The 20326-nt window shown below is 65.3% G+C and carries 19 protein-coding genes; 9 read left to right on the top strand and 10 right to left on the bottom strand.

Annotated elements, in window-relative coordinates; genetic code table 11:
- Window positions 1-55 precede the first annotated feature (55 nt).
- Both OGL93_RS09350 and OGL93_RS09345 read left to right on the top strand, forming a co-directional pair.
- The gene (locus tag OGL93_RS09350) at window positions 56-862 is read left to right on the top strand and encodes an alpha/beta hydrolase (RefSeq protein WP_263262358.1); all 807 of its coding nucleotides are present in this window, start codon (window positions 56-58) and stop codon (window positions 860-862) included.
- A 1-nt stretch (window position 863) separates the two neighbouring features.
- On the top strand, window positions 864-2051 hold the full coding sequence (locus OGL93_RS09345; RefSeq protein WP_263262357.1) for a PAS domain-containing sensor histidine kinase: 1188 nt from the start codon (window positions 864-866) through the stop codon (window positions 2049-2051).
- A 63-nt stretch (window positions 2052-2114) separates the two neighbouring features.
- Here the strand turns inward: OGL93_RS09345 and OGL93_RS09340 are convergent, their stop codons facing one another.
- From OGL93_RS09340 to OGL93_RS09330, 3 genes are all read right to left on the bottom strand, one after another.
- On the bottom strand, window positions 2115-3035 hold the full coding sequence (locus OGL93_RS09340) for an alpha/beta hydrolase (RefSeq protein WP_263262356.1): 921 nt from the start codon (window positions 3033-3035) through the stop codon (window positions 2115-2117).
- Between the two features lie 166 nt (window positions 3036-3201).
- Complete coding sequence (locus OGL93_RS09335) at window positions 3202-4221, bottom strand: alpha/beta hydrolase (protein ID WP_263262355.1); 1020 nt, start codon at window positions 4219-4221, stop codon at window positions 3202-3204.
- Between the two features lie 85 nt (window positions 4222-4306).
- Entirely contained in the window at window positions 4307-4951 is a 645-nt protein-coding gene (locus OGL93_RS09330; protein ID WP_263262354.1) for a hydrolase, read from the bottom strand.
- Window positions 4952-5101: 150 nt separating this feature from the next.
- Here OGL93_RS09330 and OGL93_RS09325 point away from each other — a divergent pair, with 150 nt between their 5' ends.
- From OGL93_RS09325 to OGL93_RS09315, 3 genes are read left to right on the top strand one after another with little or no spacing between them, the layout of a single operon-like run.
- Complete coding sequence (locus tag OGL93_RS09325) at window positions 5102-5995, top strand: LysR family transcriptional regulator (RefSeq protein ID WP_263262353.1); 894 nt, start codon at window positions 5102-5104, stop codon at window positions 5993-5995.
- A 49-nt stretch (window positions 5996-6044) separates the two neighbouring features.
- On the top strand, window positions 6045-6881 hold the full coding sequence (yghU, locus tag OGL93_RS09320) for a glutathione-dependent disulfide-bond oxidoreductase (protein ID WP_263262352.1): 837 nt from the start codon (window positions 6045-6047) through the stop codon (window positions 6879-6881).
- Window positions 6882-6888: 7 nt separating this feature from the next.
- Window positions 6889-7434, top strand: a complete 546-nt coding sequence (locus OGL93_RS09315; protein WP_263262351.1) for a GNAT family N-acetyltransferase — start codon at window positions 6889-6891, stop codon at window positions 7432-7434.
- Here OGL93_RS09315 and OGL93_RS09310 read toward each other — a convergent pair.
- The gene (locus tag OGL93_RS09310; protein ID WP_263262350.1) at window positions 7424-8533 is read right to left on the bottom strand and encodes a major royal jelly family protein; all 1110 of its coding nucleotides are present in this window, start codon (window positions 8531-8533) and stop codon (window positions 7424-7426) included. The two genes, OGL93_RS09315 and OGL93_RS09310, sit on opposite strands and share 11 nt — an antisense overlap.
- 211 nt (window positions 8534-8744) lie before the next feature.
- On the opposite strand from OGL93_RS09310, the gene OGL93_RS09305 reads away from it, so the two are divergent.
- Window positions 8745-9248 carry a GNAT family N-acetyltransferase gene (locus OGL93_RS09305; protein ID WP_263262349.1) on the top strand — a complete coding sequence of 168 codons (504 nt, stop codon included), beginning with the start codon at window positions 8745-8747 and terminating at the stop codon, window positions 9246-9248.
- Window positions 9249-9273: 25 nt separating this feature from the next.
- Here OGL93_RS09305 and OGL93_RS09300 read toward each other — a convergent pair whose 3' ends face one another.
- The 4 genes from OGL93_RS09300 to OGL93_RS09285 form a co-directional block, all read right to left on the bottom strand.
- Window positions 9274-10161 carry a serine hydrolase domain-containing protein gene (locus tag OGL93_RS09300; protein WP_263262348.1) on the bottom strand — a complete coding sequence of 296 codons (888 nt, stop codon included), beginning with the start codon at window positions 10159-10161 and terminating at the stop codon, window positions 9274-9276.
- Window positions 10162-10241: 80 nt separating this feature from the next.
- Window positions 10242-10727, bottom strand: coding sequence for a DUF3592 domain-containing protein (locus tag OGL93_RS09295; protein ID WP_263262347.1), 486 nt, complete (start codon window positions 10725-10727; stop codon window positions 10242-10244).
- Window positions 10728-10981: 254 nt separating this feature from the next.
- A complete protein-coding gene (locus tag OGL93_RS09290) occupies window positions 10982-12370 on the bottom strand; it encodes a hypothetical protein (RefSeq protein ID WP_263262346.1) in 1389 nt (462 codons plus the stop codon).
- Between the two features lie 94 nt (window positions 12371-12464).
- Window positions 12465-13607, bottom strand: a complete 1143-nt coding sequence (locus OGL93_RS09285; protein WP_263262345.1) for a YncE family protein — start codon at window positions 13605-13607, stop codon at window positions 12465-12467.
- Window positions 13608-13824: 217 nt separating this feature from the next.
- On the opposite strand from OGL93_RS09285, the gene OGL93_RS09280 reads away from it, so the two are divergent.
- The 3 genes from OGL93_RS09280 to OGL93_RS09270 are packed head-to-tail and all read left to right on the top strand — an operon-like array spanning window position 13825 to window position 17349.
- Window positions 13825-14259: a nuclear transport factor 2 family protein gene (locus OGL93_RS09280; RefSeq protein ID WP_263262344.1), complete on the top strand. Its 435-nt coding sequence runs from the start codon at window positions 13825-13827 to the stop codon at window positions 14257-14259.
- 55 nt (window positions 14260-14314) lie between these two features.
- On the top strand, window positions 14315-15703 hold the full coding sequence (locus OGL93_RS09275; protein ID WP_263262343.1) for a sodium:solute symporter: 1389 nt from the start codon (window positions 14315-14317) through the stop codon (window positions 15701-15703).
- Between the two features lie 44 nt (window positions 15704-15747).
- On the top strand, window positions 15748-17349 hold the full coding sequence (locus OGL93_RS09270; RefSeq protein ID WP_263262342.1) for a 5-guanidino-2-oxopentanoate decarboxylase: 1602 nt from the start codon (window positions 15748-15750) through the stop codon (window positions 17347-17349).
- A 123-nt stretch (window positions 17350-17472) separates the two neighbouring features.
- Here the strand turns inward: OGL93_RS09270 and azu are convergent, their stop codons facing one another.
- Both azu and OGL93_RS09260 read right to left on the bottom strand, forming a co-directional pair.
- Window positions 17473-17922: an azurin gene (gene azu, locus OGL93_RS09265; RefSeq protein WP_263262341.1), complete on the bottom strand. Its 450-nt coding sequence runs from the start codon at window positions 17920-17922 to the stop codon at window positions 17473-17475.
- A 20-nt stretch (window positions 17923-17942) separates the two neighbouring features.
- Window positions 17943-20201 carry a penicillin acylase family protein gene (locus OGL93_RS09260; RefSeq protein WP_346659638.1) on the bottom strand — a complete coding sequence of 753 codons (2259 nt, stop codon included), beginning with the start codon at window positions 20199-20201 and terminating at the stop codon, window positions 17943-17945.
- Between the last annotated feature and the right edge of the window lie 125 nt (window positions 20202-20326).

Below are 20326 nucleotides of genomic sequence, written 5' to 3'. Positions count from 1 at the left end.
CTTGTTTAAGCCAGCGCAACGGGCCAGACTCCGCCGCACCCACGGAGGAGTGATCATGGATCTGCAACGCCGCAACAATGTACGCGTCACTGGCGACGGGCCCGCGACCCTGGTGTTCTCCCATGGTTTTGGTTGTGACCAGACCATGTGGCGCCATCTGGTCCCCGCCTTCAGCGAGCGGTTCCGCACTGTTTCCTATGACCTGGTCGGGGCGGGCAAGTCAGACCTCACGGCGTACGACCCGGTTAAATATGATCAGCTCGCCGGCTATGCCGAGGACGTCAACGAACTGATCGAACACTACGGCCAGGGCCCGGTGGTTTTCGTGGGCCACTCGGTCAGCGCCATGATCGGCGTGCTCGCCGACCGGCGTCGGCCCGGGCAGATCGCCGGCCACGTGATGGTGGGGCCCTCGCCTTGCTACATGAACAGTGCCGGTTACGTCGGCGGGTTCGAACCGCAGGACATCGCTTCGCTGCTCGAAACCCTGGAAAGCAACTACCTGGGCTGGTCGAGCAACATGGCCCCGGTGATCATGGGGGCGCCTGGGCAACCTGCGCTCGGCGAAGAGCTGACCAATAGCTTTTGCCAGACCGACCCTGAGATCGCCCGCCAGTTTGCCAGGGTGACCTTCCTTTCCGATAACCGTAGGGACGTCGAGGGCCTTGCCACCCCCGCGCTGATTCTTCAGTCCACAGACGACATCATCGCCCCCACCGCCGTTGGCGAGTACCTGAACCAGGCAATGCCCAACAGCACGTTGTGCATCATCGACAATGTGGGGCACTGCCCTCACCTCAGTGCACCTAGCCCCTGCGCGGCCGCCATGAGCACGTTTTTCTCCACATGGGCGTTTGCGTGAGATGACCGTTGGCCAGGCACCGCTTGGTGCCGAAATATTGTTCGAGAGCGCCGCCTGCGGCCTGCTGGTCACCTCCGAGGACGGGCTGATCCTCCGTGCCAACGCCACCTTCTGCGCCTGGCTGGGTTACCAGCAGCACGAGCTGGCCGGCCGGCGCTTCCAGGACCTGCTCACCATGGGCGGGCGCATTTTTCATCAAACGCACTGGCTGCCCTTGATGCGCATGCAAGGTTCGGTGCGAGAGGTGAAGCTGGAGTTGCTTGGCCAACACAGGCAAACCGTAGCGGTGCTGATCAATGGCGTTCGCTGCGAGCAAGGCGGGGCTTTCTTCCATCAATTGGCGGTGTTCGGCACCGCTGACCGGGACCGCTACGAACGCGAAATTCTTGCCTCGCGCAAGTTGGCCGAAGCGGCGCTGCGGGAAAAGACCGCCGCCGAGGCGGCCTTGCTCGACGCCCAGCGCAAGCTGAGCTTGGACTACGAAGCCGCCAAGGATCGGGCCTCGTTCGCCGAGCAAATGGTCGCCATCGTCAGCCACGACCTGAAAACGCCGCTGACCGCCATCGGGCTGGCCAGCGAGGTGCTTGGCCGGGGCAACCGGGACGCCAAGGAGTCTCGGATACTGGGGCACATCAGGCATTCGGCGCAGCGCGCCGAGCGAATGATCCGCGACCTGCTGGACTTCACCCTCGTGCGGGTCGGCCGGGGCATTCGTATCGTCCCCGAGCCTACGGACCTGCATACGGTGATCGGCCGCTGCGTGGAGGAGATACAGGTGGCGTTCCCCGCCGCTGTGTTGCGCCATCACGCGCACGGCAGTGGCCTGGCCCCGCTGGACAGCGACCGTGCGCAGCAGGTGGCCGCCAACCTGATCGCCAACAGCATCGCCTATGGCGAGCCCGGCCAGGCCATCACTGTCACCTCCAGGATCGAGGGCACCCGCGCCAGCCTTTCGGTCCACAACACTGGGCGGCCGATCCCGGAAAACATCCGCGACCGGCTGTTCGAGCCGATGGTGCGCGGCATCACCGGCGGCGACCGGCGCAGCGTGGGCCTGGGGCTGTTTATCGTGCGCGAGGTGGTCGAGGCACACGGCGGCCGTGTAACGGTCGACTCCAGCGAGGCCGAGGGGACAACCTTCACGGCATGCTTCTATGCGGCGCCCGCTTCTCTCGAGCAAGTAGGCTAGCGGAGCATGGCCGCTTCTCGGGGGGCGGTATATCCCGGGGTTTGAGCACCATTCAACCGGGCGCTACGTGCCCAGGCCCTGGATAAACGCCGCGGCCTCGTCCAGGGCCCGCTCGCCCATGGCCTGGTTGCGCGGCTCCTTGAAGAACTGAACGAAACCATGCTCCACGTCCGGGTACAGCGTGTACTGCGCGTCGACACCGGCTTGACGCAGTTTTTCGGCATACGCCAGGCCCTCGTCCTTGAGCGGGTCCAGCGCCGCGGTGATCACCAGCGCCGGCGGCAGCGCATGCAACTGCGCGCGCAGCGGTGCGACTAAAGGGTCCCGGCGGCGCTCAGGGCTCCCGGGTACGTAGCAGTTGAAGGTCAGCGCCATGGCGTCGCGGGTGGGAAAGTACGTGTCGGCCAGTGCCTGCCACGACTGGGTTTCGCCGTTGCCGTCGACATTGGCATAGAACAACACCTGGCCTGCGATGCGCGGCCCGCCGCGTTCACGGGCTCGCAGGCAGGCGGCCGCGGCCAGGTTGCCGCCCGCGCTGTCGCCACAGACCGTGATGCGCTGCGGGTCACCGCCCAATTGCCCGGCGTAGCTGGCCAGCCATTCCAAGGCAGTGAAGGTATCGTCCAGGCCGGCCGGGAACGGCGCCTCCGGGGCCAGGCGATAGTTCAGCGACACCACCAGCGCGCCGCTGCGATTGGCCAAGGCACGGATCATCACATCGTGGGTGTCCAGGTCGCCGGCGATGAACCCGCCGCCGTGCATGAACAACACCACCGGCAACGGCTGCCCCTCGGCGGCCGGGAGTGGCACATACACCCGTGCTTGCAAGGTCCGCTCCGGATCGTTGGCCGCGATCTCTATATCGAACACGTCCGCCACCGGGTCCGGGGTGCCCGCCTTGGATATCATCGAACGGTAGCTGTTGCGGCCTTGCTTGGCGAAGGCCAGCAGGTCGGGGTTGGGTTGGTAGGGCTCGTTCGTCATGGCAGAACTCCGCCTTAGCGCGGGTGGCAGGGAACCAGGGTTGCCTGGGGTCAATGCAACAACTACTAACACGTGGTGCGCCGCAGCGTAAGCTTTTATCGCTGTGGCGCAACGGCAAAACCGCCGCCAGCACAGGCTGGCGGCGGCTTCATTACCGGCACACGTCTTAGTTGAGATGAGCCTTGAGCTCCCCCGCTGCCTGGCGCAGCGCAGCCTGGACTTCCGGCACGTCGCTCAGTGGGTTGAGCAGGCCGTAGTCATGGATCATGCCGTTGTAGCGCACAGCGGTCACCGATACGCCGGCGGCGTCCAGCTTGCGGGCATAGGCCTCGCCTTCGTCACGCAGCACGTCGAGGGCGGCGGTCTGCACCAGCGCCGGCGGCAGGCCCTGCAGCTGCTCGGTCGTGGCGCGCAGCGGCGAGGCGTGGATGTCGGCGCGCTGGGCGGCGTCGGTGGTGTAGTTGTCCCAGAACCACTTCATCATGTTGCGGGTCAAGAAGTGCCCTTCCGCGTACTGCTGATAGGAGGCGGTGTCGAAGCTGGCATCGGTCACTGGCCACAGCAGGGCCTGGAAGCGCAGCCGTGGCGTGCCTTTCTCTTTCGCCATCAGGCTGACCACCGCCGCCATGTTGCCGCCAACACTGTTACCAGCCACGGCCAGGCGGGTGCCGTCCACGCCGATGCTCTTGCCATGCTCGGCTACCCAGCGAGTGGCCGCGTAGGCCTGGTTGATCGCCGTGGGGTAATGCGCTTCAGGGGACGGCGTGTAGTCCACATACACCGCCACCGCGCCGGAACTCACTACCAGGTCGTGGATCAACCGTGCATGGGTGGGGTAGTCGCCCAGCACCCAGCCGCCGCCATGGAAGAACATGAACACCGGCAGTTGGCCTTTCACGCCGGCCGGGCGCACTACCGTCAGCTTGATCGGTTGGCCGTCGGGCTCGATGCGTTGCTCGCTCACTTCAGTGCCGCCAAGGTTAACTTTTACCGAGTTCTGTGCCCCGGTGAGCACCGCCCGGGCGTCTTTGGGCGAGAGTTGTTCCAGCGGCTTGCCGCCGCCGCTGTTGAGGGCGTTGAGGAAGGCCTGGGTGCGGTGCTCGGCGGCAGCGTCGGTGTCGGCGAAGGCGCTGCCAACGGACAGGGCAAGCAGCGTAGCGGTCAGGGTTTTGCGCAAGGAGGTCATGTTCCGTCATCTCATTCAAGGGGGCATCGCTTTAGATGCCCGTGGCAAGGGTATATGGCAGACGTGAAAGGCAGGCTTTGAACACTCAGCCCAAAGTGCGTTGCGGCGCCTTGTGCACCATGGTGTAGGCGTAATCCACGCCCATCCCGTAAGCGCCGCTGTGCTCCAGCACCAGTTTCATCACCGCTTCGTAGGTGTCTTTGTGGGCCCAGTCACGTTGGTACTCAAGCAACACCTGCTGCCAGGTCACCGGGATCGCGCCCGCTTGCACCATGCGCAGCACCGACATGTCATGGGCTTCCTTGGTGGTGCCGCCGGAAGCATCGGTGACGATGTACACCTCATAACCCTCGGCGAGGGCTTCCAGCGCCGGGAAAGTCAAGCACACCTCTGTCCACAGCGCCGCGATAATCAGCTTCTTGCGCCCCGTGGCCTTGACGGCTTCTACCAGCTTGGCGTCTTCCCAGGAGTTCATGGAGGTCCGTTCGATCGGCCGCTGGGTTGGGAACACGCCAAGCAATTCCGGCCAGATGTAGCCACTGAAGCTTTCGGTTTCCACAGACGTCAGCAGGGTCGGCACGTTGAACAGCTTGGCCGCCTTGGCCAGGCCCACAACATTGTTCTTGAGGGTCTGGCGGTCGATCGACTGCACGCCGAAGGCCATCTGAGGCTGATGGTCGATCAGGATCAGCGCGGAGTTCGCAGGATTGAGCAGTTCGCGGTTGGACATGGTTCATTTCCTTTTGAGTGGGTGTGAAAGCAGGTCTGCTGGGCGGTTGTCTGTGTTCGCCGCGGCATGGGTGTACTGTAGGGCTAGCCAATCAATGCAACAATTACCTAGAATCGAGACTTATTGATTCTAGAAAAGGGACAATTGCGAATGGACCGGATCGACTGCATGCGCGCCTTCGTCGCTACCGTGGATGCCAACGGCTTTGCCGCCGCCGCGCGCGCCATGCGAGTACCGCGTTCGAAGGTGAGCAAACAGATTCAGGCGTTGGAAGAAAGCCTCGGCGTGCAGTTGCTGTTGCGCACTACTCGCAGCCTGCACCTGACCGAAGCCGGCACCGAGTACTACGAAGCCTGCCGCGAACTGCTGGCCTCTCTGGACGAAGCCGAGCAGCGGGCGCGGAGCGGCCTGGCGGAGGTCCAGGGGGTGCTACGGGTGAATGCGCCCATGTCCTTCGGCCTGAGCCAACTGGGGCCGCTGCTGCCCAAATTCCACAGCCTGCACCCCAGGCTGGAATTACAACTGGTGTTCAGCGACCAGCAGGTGGACCCGATCAAAGGCGGCTTCGATGTGACCATCCGCATTGCCAGCCTCGCTGACTCCTCCCTGGTTGCCCGGCAACTGGCCCCCGCGCCTCGCGTACTGGTCGCTGCCCCTTCCTACCTGGAGCGCGCCGGCCACCCCCAACACCCCCGGGACCTGGCCCAGCATGCCTTCCTCAACTACGGCTACCTGCAAAGCGGCGCGACCTTGCAATTGAGCAACGGCCGGGAAACCCAGAACGTCCACGTGACCGGCCCGCTGCACGCCAACAATGGCGACCTGCTCGCCCAGGCGGCCGAAGCCGGCATGGGCATTGCCCTGCTGCCGACGTTCATCGTGGAAAAGGCACTCGCCAACGGCGGCCTGATCGCGGTGATGTGCGAGTGGCAGGCACCGCCGATCTCGATCAACGCGGTGTACCCCACTGCCCGCCGCGTGCCCATGAAAACCCGCGCCTTCCTGGATTTTCTCAAGCATGAACTCGGCGGTGCGCAGGCATAGGCGCAGCGCGGGGCTACACTGGATCGGTCGAACTATCGAGGGCTTTGCAATGAGTGACGCAGCATACGTTCCGCCCAAGGTCTGGCAGCACCTGGCGCCGTCCGGCGGGCATTTCGCCGGGATCAACCGCCCCGTTGCCGGCGCTACCCATGAAAAAGCATTGCCGGTGGGCAAGCAGCCGCTGCAGCTCTATTCACTGGCCACACCCAACGGGGTGAAGGTCACCATCCTGCTCGAAGAGCTGCTGGCGCTAGGCAAGGAGGCCGAATACGACGCCTGGCCCATCCGCATTTCAGACGGCGATCAATTCTCCAGCGGTTTCGTGGAGGTCAATCCCAACTCGAAGATCCCGGCGCTGCTGGACCGCAGCGCAGCCACCCCGATCCGGGTGTTCGAGTCCGGCTCTATCCTGCTCTACCTGGCGGAAAAGTTCGGCGCCTTCCTGCCCGCAGACGCAGCCGGGCGCACCGAAACACTCAACTGGCTGTTTTGGCAAATGGGCGCGGCACCGTACCTGGGCGGCGGCTTTGGGCACTTCTATGCCTATGCGCCAGAGAAGCTCCAATACCCCATCGACCGCTTCGCCATGGAAGCCAAGCGGCAACTGGACGTGCTCAACCGCCGCCTCGGCGAACAGCACTGGCTGGCCGGCAGCAGCTACAGCATCGCCGACATCGCGGTATGGCCGTGGTATGGCGAGCTGGTGCGCGGCAACCTTTATTCGGCAGGGGAATTCCTCTCCGTTCACGAGTACACGAACGTGGTTCGCTGGGCCAACACCATCGCCGAACGCCCCGCGGTCAAGCGCGGCAGGCGGGTGAATCGCACCTGGGGCGATGAAGCCGAGCAGCTGGCGGAACGGCACCAGGCCAGCGACCTGGATTGAGTACCCCGTGAACCAAGGCATGCGTGCCCACTGCCTGGACTTCCGGCCGGTCGACCTTAATAGGCATGGCGGGCTGTGCGTTCGCTTCCGGGAGGACATGCTGCGTTGCGCCTTTGGCTCCGCGCGCCCAGGGATAAGCGCCGAGGACGCTCACCGCTACCTGCAGCTGCTGCACAGGCGGGAAAGCGAATTGCCCGGCAGCGTCGTGCACGCGTGGAGAGCGGACTGCATCGTGGGGCAGGTGGAGATGTCACGGCACGAGGGCGATGCAACCATTGGCTACATCCACCTGTTTTACGTGGTGCCAGAATGGCGTTCAAAAGGCGCTGGGCCGCTGCTGGAAGCCCATGCCGCAGGCTTCCTGTGGCGAGCCGGCTGTACGCGGCTGCGATTATCAGTGAGCGAAACCAACCCCCGGGCCCGGATGTTCTACCTGCGTCACGGCTGGGTAGACATCGGGCCTCGCCGCGATCAACCGGCCCTAAGGCTGCGGCTGATGGAAAAACCGATCGGCACCTTGGAAGGTCGCTCAGGAGCGACGATCAGTCTTTGACCTCGATCTTGTACAGCGTGGTCTTCAGCGCCGGGCCCTGTTTGGGATCGTAGAAGTTCATGTCCGGGATGCGCGAATCGGTCACATAAACGGTGCCATCCGGGCCTTGGGTGAAGGTGTCCGGCCAGCGCATGTCCTTGTCCTGGAGCAGCACCTTGAGGTCCTCACCTTGGCGAACCTTGATGGCGTGATCCTCCACCGAGCTGACGTACATCGTGCCTTTGTCGTCGATCAACAGGCCGTCCGCCGGGCCGTTCTCGCCCACCTTCTGCACCTTGCCAGGCAGCTCGCCCAATGCGGCGGATTGCAAATCCGCGGTGCCGATCTTGTAGAGGGTGTTGCCCTTCACCGCTTGCCAATACAGCGTATCGCCGTTGGGTGACAGCGCGATGCCGTCCGCGGAGAACTGCACCCCTCGCCCATCGGGGCGCTGCAACGGCTTGCCGTCGGCCTTGACCATCACGCCTTTCTCGAACTGCGTGCTTGACGCGCCGTCCAGCGCCCGGCGGGCCTTGCCGGTCTCCAGGTTGACCACCACGATGGCCCCGCTGGTGCCGGAGTCGGTGATGTAGGCGAACTTGCCGTCCGGGCTCAAACGCACGTCGTTCAGGTAGCTGCCCTGCGGCGCCACGTCCAGCCCGAACGGGTACACCTTCGCCACGCGGTTGCTGGCCAGGTCTATCTTCACCAGCTTGGGCGCGCCGGCCACCACTTGGGCTTGCGCGGGCGCACCGGCGTCGATCACCCAGAGGCTGCCCTTCTTGTCCGCCACCACGGACTGCACGCACACCCAATGATCGCCCGCGCTGAGGCTGTCCTGCTTGGCGTTGCGCCAGGCGTTCCAGTTGGCGTCGGGGTAGGTCTTGAGGTCGCCGTTGGGCAGCAGCTCGGCCACGGACACCTCGGAGTCTTCGGTCCAGCGTGGGAAGTTCACGAACAGCCGGCCGGATTCGCTGGCCGTTACCCCCGTGACCTGATGGTCGAAGCTGGCGACCTTTTTCAGGCTGTAGCTCGGCTCGGCCACCGCGCTCTGTGCGACCGTCATGCTGGCCAATAAGGCCGCGAGGGCGAAGGGGACAAAATTCGCTCGTAGGTTCATAAGCACTCCGCGATGTTGTGATTTAACGGCAGTGCAAAATGGAGCCTGGCATTTTGCCCTTGGTTCAATCTTATGATCCCCTGGGCGCGGGTGCCGGAAAAACGCCAGCGCAGGCAAGCCCGGCGCCCAGGGCCCCACGCCAGGCAGGTAGCCAACCCCTAGCACCGCCCTTACACTGGTTCGCCCCCGGTATTTCAAAGGACGAAACACAGTGAGCGCCGCCCTCCCCCAGATCATCATCGAGCCCCTCGCCGAGCGCCATCTCGAAGGCATCACCGCGCTTTATAACGAACCGGCGGTGTGCCGCCAGGTGCTGCAGATGCCTTGCCAGCCCATCGAGGTATGGCGCCAACGCCTGGCTGCGGCCACCGACCGGAACGTGAAACTGGTCGCCGTGCACGGCGGCGAAGTCATCGGCAACATTGGCCTGGAACAGTATTCGCGTATCCGCCAACGGCATGTGGGTACGGTCGGCATGGGCGTGGCCAGCGCCTGGCAAGGCAAGGGCGTGGGGTCGATGCTGATCGGTGCCGTGCTGGACGTCGCCGACAATTGGATGAAACTGCGCCGGGTGGAACTGACGGTGTACGCGGACAACGAAGCCGCCATCGCCCTTTACCGCAAATTCGGCTTCGAGACCGAAGGCCGTCTGCGCGACTACGCCGTGCGCGACGGCGTGTACGTGGATGCCCTCAGCATGGCGCGGCTGGCCTGACTGCCGCGCCCCGCCGACCGCATGCTCAGCCAATGCTGGCCAGGCTGGCCGATAGCAGGCGCAGGGCGTGCGCCTCCGCGCCGATCTGATCGTCGCCGTCGATAAACACTGCGCAGCTGGCCGTATGGGCACCCTGGGTCGCTCGGTAAATCGCCACGGTACTGCCCGGCCCGCACCCCCTGTGCCCGCACAGCGTCAAGCCGCCTTCCGCCACCCCCACCATCAAGCCCAAGGCATACCCGGGCGCCACCCAGGGCCGGCCTGGTATCGGGCCGCTGAGCACAAGCGGCCGCTGCATTTCCTCGCGCAGCGCCGGTGGCAGCAGCGGCCCGCCCAGCAACCGATCCAGCAGCAGGGCCGCGCCGGACAGCGGGCCGACCAGCAAGCCATGGTAGACCCAGCCAGGGTCATAACCCGGCGCCACGCCCCGGCTTACGTTCTCCAGGTCTGCACGGCTTCGCGCAAAGAAAACGCCGGGCACGGCCAACGGCGCCAAGACACGCTGCTCAACTGCCTGCTCGAGGGGAAGCCCAGTCAGGCGTTCGATCAACTGGGCCACGAACAGATAGCCCACATTGGAATAGCGCCATTGGGTACCGGGGCGATAACGCAACCGGGCGGCGTCGAGCCGCTGCAACATGGCCTCGGCCGCCCATGGCGCGTCACCCGCCGCCACTGCGGCAGGGTAGTCGGCCAGCTCGCTGTAATCCGCCAGGCCCGCCTGGTGCTGGAGCAGCTGACGCAAGCTGAAGGGGCCTTCCGCCACCAGATCGTCGAGGCCGATCAGGCCGTCGCGCACCAAGGACAAGGCCGCGGCGGCCAACACCGTCTTGGTAAAGCTCCACCAGGGAACGACAGCATCAGGTTGCTCACGGTGTAGCGCAACACCGTTCGATACCAGAGAACACAGCATGGGATAAATGTCCTTATTCAACGGCGCGTCGAGGCTGTCATTAGCCCTGAGAGCCGTAGACGCTGCAGTTTAGCCAAAGGTTAGTAGCGCACATCTTCAGCCGTCATTCGCCCGATGCGGCCAAGGGTGTACCCGCAAATGCCCAACAGCACCAGTGCCGTCAGCACCCCGCCGGCCATGATGTAGAAACCAGGGCGCAGGCGATGCTCGTGTTCGGCGATGCTACTCATCGAGGGAAACCAACCTGAATACACCAGTTGGACCGGCCCACCTTGGGTGTACTGGGTATCTTCGCTGTAGAACGCATCCACGTACTCGCCCTCATGCGCCTCGCCGGCGCTGTCGCTATAGCGGTACTGGATGATCGCCGCCCGGCTGTTTCGCGGCAGCCATTCGATACGGGTAACGGTGCCGGCAGCATCGACGGCGCTCAGTTGCAGCGCGCTGTAAAGGCTACCGTCGCGCCTGGCCATGGCGGCGATGCCCAATAGCACGATGCACGCCAGGGTCAGCAAAATGACGCGCGTATAGAGATTGTCGCGCTCAGCTTCGCGGGGGTAATACATAAACGGTCCTTCGTAGCGTTTCATGGAAAGTGTAAGGCTCATTCAAATCGGCTCGAGGATCGAAAGCCTTAGCGCGATCCTGCCGCGAGCGCGATGCTTCAGTCGACCAGGTCACCCCAGCAGCCGGGGCGCGGCTGCGTTTGTGGGGCCGGGCAACGCCCGGGGATACCCGGCCCTGTATGCACCCTGGGCGCCAGGCTCTGCCCGCCCTGGCACCTGCCCAGCCTTAGCGGCCCGCGCCATGAACGGCCGGCTTATTGCGCCACCTTGAGCGTGTTGAGCCTGACGATCAGCATGGAAATATCCGCGGTTTGCACGAAGAGGTCATAGGCCTCCAGGTACAGGTAGGCGCGGGTCTTTTCCAACCCGGCGCTCTGGCGGCACACCACCCTGCGCGCCGCGCCTTGCAGCGAGGCGACGGTTTGCGCGGCAGGGGCGGAGTCACCCACCTTGCAGGCAAAGGTGTCTGCCAAGGCTTTGCCGTCTCTGCCCGCGGAACGCTCGATATAGCTGATATCGCTTCCAGCCTTGATGTTTTGCCAGTCGCCGATCAGTTCGACGCCTGCGGGGCTGCGCCCCTGCTCCAGCTTGCCAGCGGGCTCCTGCCTGGCCACGGTGGCGAGGTCGATGAGCCCGCGCCAGCGAATGCTCACCTGATCGCCGGTCAATACGTCAGCCGTTTGCACCCGCCACAGGCCAGGGCCGGGGCCCTTCTCCAGATAAAGGTCCAGCGGGCTGTCGGTGACTTTCACATCAGGCCTGATAGGCAAGGTCGCGTTGGAGCTGAACTGCAGGTGGCTGAGCGTGCCGATCGGTTGCCCTTGCGGCAACGTACCAACCTGGGCCAACAGCGCAGGCGGCACCTGCGGCGTCGCAAGATTGGGCGGCAACTTGCGCCGCACCACGGCTTTGGCGAGCTGGTCCAGGGTTGCAGGTGCTGCGCACAGCGCATCGATCAGCCGGCCGCGTTGCGCGGCAGTCAGCGCGCTGCCAAGCGGCTGGGCGGGCGGTGGCAGCAAGCTGGACTCATCCATCCGATAAACCTGCCGGGCACTCGCTTGGCGGGTGGAGCAGTCCACTGCGATACGCTCGATCTGGCCGCTGTAGTCGTTATCCTGAGCCTCGCTCAACCGAATGCGTTCGTAGTCGATGCCCACCCACGCCAAACGTTGACCGCCTTTCACGATCAGGCTGCTGGGGTCGATCATCAATACGTCTTTGTCTTCGCCTGGAAGGTGCCGCCAGCCGCCACTACCAACGGCCTGGCATAACTCTCGGGCCGTGGCTTGCGCCGTGGGAGCAGGTGCTGCCACGGCAAACACTGCAGTCCAGCCGCTCGCGCTGCGGTAGTCCATGCTCAACGTCTGCGTATCGCAGTTAGCGAATAGCCGCGCCTGGGTGGCCGGTTCGGCGCCTTGCGCGGGCACGTCGATCAGCGCCATGGCGTTCGGCGCCATCTTCAATGCCGTATCCAGCGGCCGCGGCTGGGCCAGCACGCGCATCGCCATCGCCTGCTGCCGTGCTTGCCGCTCGGCTGCAGCCCGCCTGGCCTCGGTATCATCATTGCCACGCAGGGCGCAGCCGGCCAAGGAGACAGCAACGGCGGCAGCGGCCAGCAGGGTCGGCTTCGGGAGGTAATGCATGAACGGTCCTTCGTAGCGATTCTGGGAGGGATAAACCCACCTGAATCGGCAGAAGGACCGCAAACTTTAGCTCAGGATCGTCCGCAGCACAGTTCTACAGATCGATCCGCACCACCCCATCGCTGCCGTTCGTGCGCCACAGCTCATGTTGCTCGTCCACCGGCGCTTTCACCGTGACGAACAGGGTCTTGTTGTCCGGGGACGCCTCCAGGCTGTTGGGGTGCACTGGCAGCGGCACGTGCTTGACCAATGCATAGGTGTTGGCATCGAACACCATCACCCCGCCCTGGCCGCTGTGCTCGCCATGACGGCTGCCACGGTAGGTGACCGCGAACTGGTGGGTCAGCGGCAGCGCCTTCACGTCCAGCAGGCCTTTGCCATTGGTAGGCAGGCGCTTGATGAAGGTTTTGCTGGCCAGGTCGAACACGAACACCTGCTCGGAGTTGGCGTCGGTGATGTAGAGCCTGCCGGCGGGCTTGTCCAGTGAGAGGTTGATGAAGAAGTGCTTGGAGGCCTTGGGATCATCGGCCGGTGTTTCGCCGGTGGAGAAGCGCTGCACCACTTTGCCGCTCACCGGGTCGATGGCCAGCAGCTCGTCTTTGCCGCCCTGCCCCGCGTACAGCACGTTGGCCTGTGCGTCGTAGGCCATGCCGGCCGTCCACATGCCGGTGTCCAGCGTGTGCAGCAGGGCGAACCGCTCGCCGTCGACGATCCACACCTTGCCGCTCTCCCCCGGGCTGCTGGCGAAGATCAGGTTGTGCTGCTCATCTACCACCAGCTTGCGCACGTGAGGCATGCTCAGGGTGCCGTCTTCTTCGCGAACAGGGGTTGCCAGGGCCAGGGTTCGCTTGACCAGGCCGGTGTTGGCGTCGATCTCCGTCAGGGCGCCGTCGAAGGCATTGCCGGCGTAAAGGGTGTGGGTCTTGTGGTTCATGGCCAGGCCGAAGGGCTTGTCCGCCAGCTGGACGGTCTGTTCCGGCCGCAGCGTGCGGGGATCAAGGCGGTAGATAAAGCCCGCGGTCTTGGGCTCGAACGAGGGCGCGGAGGCCACGAACAACGAGCCGGCGGAGAAGTCCCCGACCACTTCGTACAATCCCTGGAAGCCGTCCTGGCGCAGCGCCGGCGCGTTCGCCAGAGCAGGCGTCGGTGCCTGGCTCAGCGCGGCGCATCCGCTGAGGTAGCTGGCAGTCAGCATGAGCATGCCCAGCAAGGCGGGCTTGGGGTGGAGCTGGATCATGAAACCTCCTGGTCCTGCGAATTGGGTTCGTTGCAACCATCACGCAGGGCCAAACGTGGGGTTGCGCTACAGGCCAGACGAAACCCGACGCCGTTAAATTAGCGGCACAATCACTTCAGGGTTTTATGAAGTAATTATTTGCCCGTCGGGATTGGTCCCACCGGGCGAGGTGACCAGAATCGGCGCATCACAAGCACAATAAAAGGCGATGCCCACGATGGACCGCACCCAGCCCACCCCTCCCGACAGCACCCACCGCCAGGTGCTGGCCGCCGCCGAAGCCCTCGTGGCCGCGTTCGCCGGCAACCAAACCGACGCCTACTTCGCCGCGTTCAGCGAAGACGCCACCTTTGTCTTTCACACCACCCCTGAAGTGCTGGAAAACCGCGCCGCCTACCGCCAGCTGTGGGACAGCTGGCAGCGTGAAGGTTTTCGAGTGCTCGGCTGCCAGTCACGCAACCCAAGGGTAAGCCTACAGGGGGATGTGGCGATCTTCACCCACGACGTCGCCACCCACCTGAGGCTCAACGGGCAAGAGATCGAAAGCCTGGAACGGGAAACCATCGTGTTTCGGCAAACCGCTCCCAACGGCGGCTGGCTGGCCTGCCATGAACACCTGTCCCCCATGCCGGAACCCCAGCCTCAGGGCTGAGCGGTAAGCGACAGACACCCAGCTGAATAAAACAAACAATAAGAGAGCGCTAAAAATGGCCTTGGACATCTTCGTGGTATTCATCTATGGCGCCGGCATGCTGCTGCTCGGTTGGTACGGCATGCGCCGGGCAAGGAACCATGAGCAGTTCCTGGTCGCCGGCCGCAACCTGGGGCCGGCGTTCTACATGGGCACCATGGCCGCCACGGTGCTCGGGGGCGCGTCCACGGTCGGCACCGTGCGCCTGGGCTACGTGCACGGCATTTCTGGCTTCTGGCTGTGCGCCGCGCTGGGCGCCGGCATCATCGTGCTCAACCTGTTCCTCGCCAAACCGTTGCTCAAGTTGCGCATCTTCACCGTCACCCAAGTGCTGGAGCGCCGCTACACCCCCATGGCGCGCCAGGCCAGCGCGGTGATCATGTTCGCCTACGCGCTGATGATTGGCGTGGTGTCCACCCTGGCCATCGGCACGGTGATGCAAGTGCTGTTCGGCCTGCCGTTCCTGGCCTCGGTACTGCTAGGCGGCGGCGTGGTGGTGATCTACTCCACCATTGGCGGCATGTGGTCGCTGACCCTCACCGACATCGTGCAGTTCATCATCAAGACGGTTGGGCTGATGTTCGTGCTGTTGCCCATCTGCCTGTACCGGGTGGGGGGTTGGGATGAACTGGTGGCCAAGCTGCCGGCCACGGCGTTCAACTTCACCACCATCGGCTACGACACCATCCTCACGTACTTCCTGATTTACTTCTTCGGCATTTTGATCGGCCAGGACATCTGGCAGCGGGTATTCACCGCCCGCAGCGAAGGGGTGGCCAAATACGCAGGCTCCATCGCCGGCGTGTACTGCGTGCTCTATGGCCTGGTGGGGGCGTTGATCGGCATGTGCGCGAAAGTTCTGCTGCCTGAGCTGCCTAACGCCAACAATGCGTTCGCCGCCATCGTTCAGGCCGCCTTGCCCGATGGCATCCGCGGCCTGGTGATCGCTGCCGCCCTGGCGGCGATGATGTCCACCGCCAGCGCCGGCCTGCTCGCCGCTTCCACCACCATCACCGAAGACCTGCTGCCCAGGCTGCGCAACGGCCAGCCCTCGAGCCTCAAGCTGGCGCGGTTGTTCACCCTGCTGACCGGCCTGGCGGTGCTGGCCATCGCGATGGTAGTCAGCGACGTGCTCGGCGCCCTGACCCTGGCCTATAACCTGCTGGTGGGCGGCATGCTCATCCCCTTGCTTGGGGCCATCTACTGGAAGCGCGCCAGCACCGCCGGTGCAATCAGCAGCATGACCCTGGGTTGCCTCACCGCGCTGGTGTTCATGTTCAAGGATGGCCTGGAAGCCAACACGCCGATCTACTACAGCCTGGGCATTGGCTTGGTCAGTTTCGTGCTGGTCAGCCTGCTGTCGCCACGGAGGGCCGTGGGGATCGCCCAGGCCACGACGCTGTAGAACGGGCAACGCGACGCTCAATACAATTTCCATAAAGGACTGCCATGACTACCTGCGGTGAATTCCTCGTCAAGCAACTGCGCGCCTGGGGCGTGGACACGGTGTTCGGTATTCCCGGCGTGCACACCGTTGAGTTGTACCGGGGCCTGCCCCACAGCGGCATCCGCCATGTGACGCCACGCCACGAGCAAGGGGCCGGGTTCATGGCTGACGGCTATGCGCGGGTCAGCGGCAAGCCTGGGGTGTGCTTCATCATCACCGGGCCGGGCATGACCAATATCGCCACCGCCATGGGCCAGGCCTATGCCGACTCGATTCCCATGCTGGTGATCTCCAGCGTGAATGAGCGCGCGCGGCTGGGTCTGGGCAACGGGTACTTGCACGAGCTGCCAGACCAGCGCGCGTTGGTTGCCGGGGTCAGTGCCTTCAGCCATACCCTCATGAGCGTGGATGAGCTGCCCGAGGTGCTTGCCCGCGCCTTCGCCGTGTTCGACAGCCAGCGGCCGCGCCCGGTGCATATCGCGCTGCCGCTGGACGTGATCACTGCCGCGGCCGGCCACCTGCCGGTGCTGCCGCGCGTCATATCGCCACGCCCCACGCCGGCGCCGGGCCCGCTCCAAGCAGCCGCTCGCCGCCTAAGCCAGGCCCGGCGCCCGCTGCTGTTGCTCGGCGGCGGCTGCGTTGAGGCCGCGGCCGAAGCCCAGGCGCTGGCCACGGCCCTGGATGCGCCCACCGCGCTGACCATCAACGCCAAGGGGCTGCTACCACCCGACCACCCGCTGCTGCTGGGCAGCAACCAGTCGCTGCCGCCGGTGCGCCAGTTGGCGCTGGAGGCCGACGTGGTGCTGGCCATTGGCACCGAGCTGGGCGAAACCGACTATGACGTAGTGTTCGATGGCCATTTCCGCATCGCCGGTGAACTGATCCGCGTGGATATCGACCCCCAGCAGCTCAACCGTAATCACCCGGCGACGCTGGCCATCCAGGGCGATGCCCGCCTCGCCATGCGGGCGCTGCTCGACGAGTTGCCGCCGCGCGAGGCCAATGCCGACAGCCCTGGCGCCCAGCGAGCCGCCCAGGCGCGGGCGCGGTTGGCGCAAGAGTTCGCAGGCTGGAGCCACTATCGCCAGCTGTTCGATTGCATCCTGAGGGCGCTGCCTCAGGCGCGCTTCGTTGGCGACTCCACTCAAACCGTTTACAGCGGCAACCACCTGGTGGAGCTAGACGGCCCGCGGCGCTGGTTCAACGCCTCCACCGGCTACGGCACCCTGGGCTACGGGCTGCCCGCGGCCATCGGCGCGAAACTCGCTGAACCGGCCCGGCCGGTGGTGTGCCTGATCGGCGACGGCGGCTTGCAGTTCACCCTGCCGGAGTTGGCCAGCGCTGTGGAAGCCGGGGTGGGGGTGGTCGTGCTGCTGTGGAACAACCAGGGCTACGGCGAGATCAAGCGCTACATGGAGAGCCGCGACATCACCCCGCTGGGCGTGGACATCTATACGCCAGACTTCATCGCGATCGCCCGGGGCTTCGGCTGCCAGGCAGAAAAGGCCCGCGACCATGCACACCTGAGCCAGCTCCTGGGAAATGCGCCGAGTGACCGGCCGCTGCTGATCGAAGTGAACCAGGCACCCCCTTTCGCGCCGTAGGCGCCAGCCTTGGCAAGGTAGATGGCTGACCCTGTAGGGCTAGGCGAGGCCCCGGAATCTGCCCCACCCGGAGCTGGCCTTACTGTAGCCGAGCTTGCGCTGGACCCCGGAACCTCCCGAGGATCAGGGCACCAGCGCGACCGTGCCCTTCATCAAAACCTGGTGGCCTGGATAGGTGCAGAAAAACACGTAGCGCTGGGCGGGATCGAGGCGGCTGAGCTCGAAGGTGGTGGAGTCGGCCTCGCCACCGCCGATCAGGCGGGTATGTGCGATCACCCGCGCATCCCCGGGCTTGAGGTAATCGTGCTCGGCGCCAGCCTGGGCACCGTCCTCGGCGACCCCGGGCTGGTCGTCGGCGGTGGTCAGCACCCAGTTATGCCCCATCACTGTCTTGGGCATGGTCCCGGTATGGGTCAAGTGCAGGGTGAAGCGCTCGCAGCCCCGGCTGACGTCCAGGCTTTGCACACTGTAGGTCATCAGGTCGGTGCCATCGACCGTGGCTTCACAGCTGGCCCCCAGGGCGTGTGTGCTGGCCAAGGCCAGTGCGGCTAAAACAGCGGCGTTGCGTAACATCGTGAACTCCATGGTGGCTCTCATTGCTCGATATGAAGCTGGCGCAGCGCCGGGTCGTCGGCGATTTGCCGTTCGGTGAAGGGCAAAGCTGGCCAGTGCCCGGCGGAAAACAACCGGGTCTGGTCCTGATGCTGGGGCGAGGCCGGCTCGCTCGCCTGGGAAAACGCCAGCAACCCGCTGGCCTCGGGACCTTGGGCGGTGAAGCGCACCAGTTGCAGGTAACTGCTGCCGGAGATCACCTGACGGCGGCTACCCTCCGGCACGCTCTGGATGGCGTTGTACACACCCAGGTGCCCATCGGCGCCCGGAACCGGAATCGCGTCGGCGCCCTGCCCGCTCACTTGGATCTGGCCCCAAGGGGCGTCGATCCGTTCGCCCAGGCTCTGCGCCAGCCACTGCCGCAGCAGCTGAGCGGACGCAGGGTTGGCCAGGTCGATACCGCGCGGTGTGTGCAGCGGGTCGGCCGGGTCGAAGGGGTAGCGCCATAGGCTGGCGTTGTCGGCGAACCGCGCCATGAAGCCTGCGAACACCTGCAAGCCCGGCCCGGCGCTGAGGTTAGCGGTACGGTCCCAGGCGGCCAGTTCGGCGCAGGCGTCTTTCACCCCCGCCTCGGCAGCCGAGCCCTGCTGCGCACAGAACGCCAACAGGTCCGGCAGCACCCAGTCGGCGCTAGCCACCCGGTTGCCGGTGACCAGGTTGCGCAACGCGTCCGCATCGATCGACCGGGCGGCTTCCAGCTGGCCCAGGGCGAAGCGGGCGCGGGCACCCAGCGGCCCGCCGCTGCGCGAGACCAGCGGCGAATAGCCCTCCAACGGCTGCGCCGGCTGGGTCAGCCAGGCGCTGTCATTGCTGTTTTGCACCAGGTCCCGGCGGGCCAGCGCCGGCAGCTGCTCGGCCGGCACAATGCCGGGCTGCGCGGCGCGGGGGTCCTGGCGCCAGGCACAGGCGGCGAGGTCCCCGCGCAGCCCCGGTAAGCCCTGGGCGATCAACTGCGGCAAGCCACAGCGCCGCAATTGTTCATCGCTGAGGTTTGGCACCACCGAACGGTTCAGGTACAGCACCCGGCCGTTGTCGTCCGCGGCCAAGGTGTTCACCCACGGGATGCCCTGCTGGGCGCTGACCACCCGCTGCAGCGTAGCGGTGCTGTCGGCCCGGTTGATGGCGTCCCACTGGCCCAGCACTCGGGTGTTCTCCAGGTTGGCATCGCGGATGGCCCAGGCTTGCGTGCCGGTCCAGCCCAACCGCCCTGGCCAGTTGAGCAGGGGCCCGTACTCGGAGACGTACAGCGTGTGGAGCAAGCTGCGGACCTGGCCATCCTCGCCCTTCACACTGACGCTCACCGGCTCCCGCCGCAGCGCCACCGAGCGGCCGTCCACCAGGTAGTGGTCCGGGCGGGCGGGGTCCAGCGCGAGGCGGTACAGGGTGAAATGGCTGGAGGTGTCTACGGTATGGGTCCACGCCAGGTGCTGGTTGAAACCGATATTGACCAAGGGCAAGCCGGGCAAGGCCGCGCCCATCACGTCCAGTTGCCCGGGGATGGTCAGGTGCAGCTGGTAGAAGCGCATCGCGCCGCTCCAGGGAAAATGCGGGTTGGCCAGCAGCAGGCTGCGTGCTCCCGCGGCGCGCTGGTCGCCCACAGCCACCGCATTGCTGCCACGCTCCAGGCGCAGCCGCTCGGCCCGCGCGGCCACGCTAGCCGAAGCCATCGTCACCCCGGCGGCTGCCTCACCGGGGGGCGCGGCGCCGGCAACGGCGTCGATGAACTGGCCAAGGCCGCCTTCCACCAACAGGCGCCGCGCCAGGCTGAGCAGGTCCGCGCGTTGCAGCGGCCGCACCCAAGGCTGGCCGGCACAGCTCAAGGCACCTGGCGCTTCGTTGAGGTACCGGTTGAACCCGGCCACATAGCCCTCCAGCCGATCGCTGATGACGCTGGGCTGTGCCTGGTCGAAGGCGGCCAGCGCATCGGCCCGGTTGAGCCAGGTGTAGAACAGGTCTGAGGCGAGGTTGCTCACCTGCGCCGAGGTTTGCCCTTGCCCGCCAAAGTACCGCGAGCGCTCGCCCCGCGCCGTCAAGGCTTCTTCCAGCAGCAGGCAGGCGTTGTCCCAGGCGTACGCATAGCCGATGCCGAAGCCCAGCCCGCGCTCGTCGGCGGCGCGGATATGCGGCACACCGTAGGCGGTCCAGCGGATGTCGGCGGCCAGCCGCGGCGTCGCCTGGGCGCCCTGCAATGCCAGGAGGGTGAGGGCAGCGATGCCAAGGCGAGTGGGCAGGTTGTTCACGTCAGCGGCACCTTCGAGCGAAATATCCAGCAGGAACGACCGCCGCCGGAGGAAATTTAACCGTCACCTTTTACTTGACAGCCCTGCCCCCCTGCCCCGGAATACGCAGCCACAACCGAGCCTTG

The sequence above is a fragment of the Pseudomonas sp. RIT-PI-S genome (assembly GCF_025642975.1).
Classification (GTDB): Bacteria; Pseudomonadota; Gammaproteobacteria; order Pseudomonadales; family Pseudomonadaceae; genus Aquipseudomonas.
The sequence above is the reverse complement of the archived record's forward strand: the minus strand, read 5'-3'. Positions and strand labels throughout refer to the sequence as shown.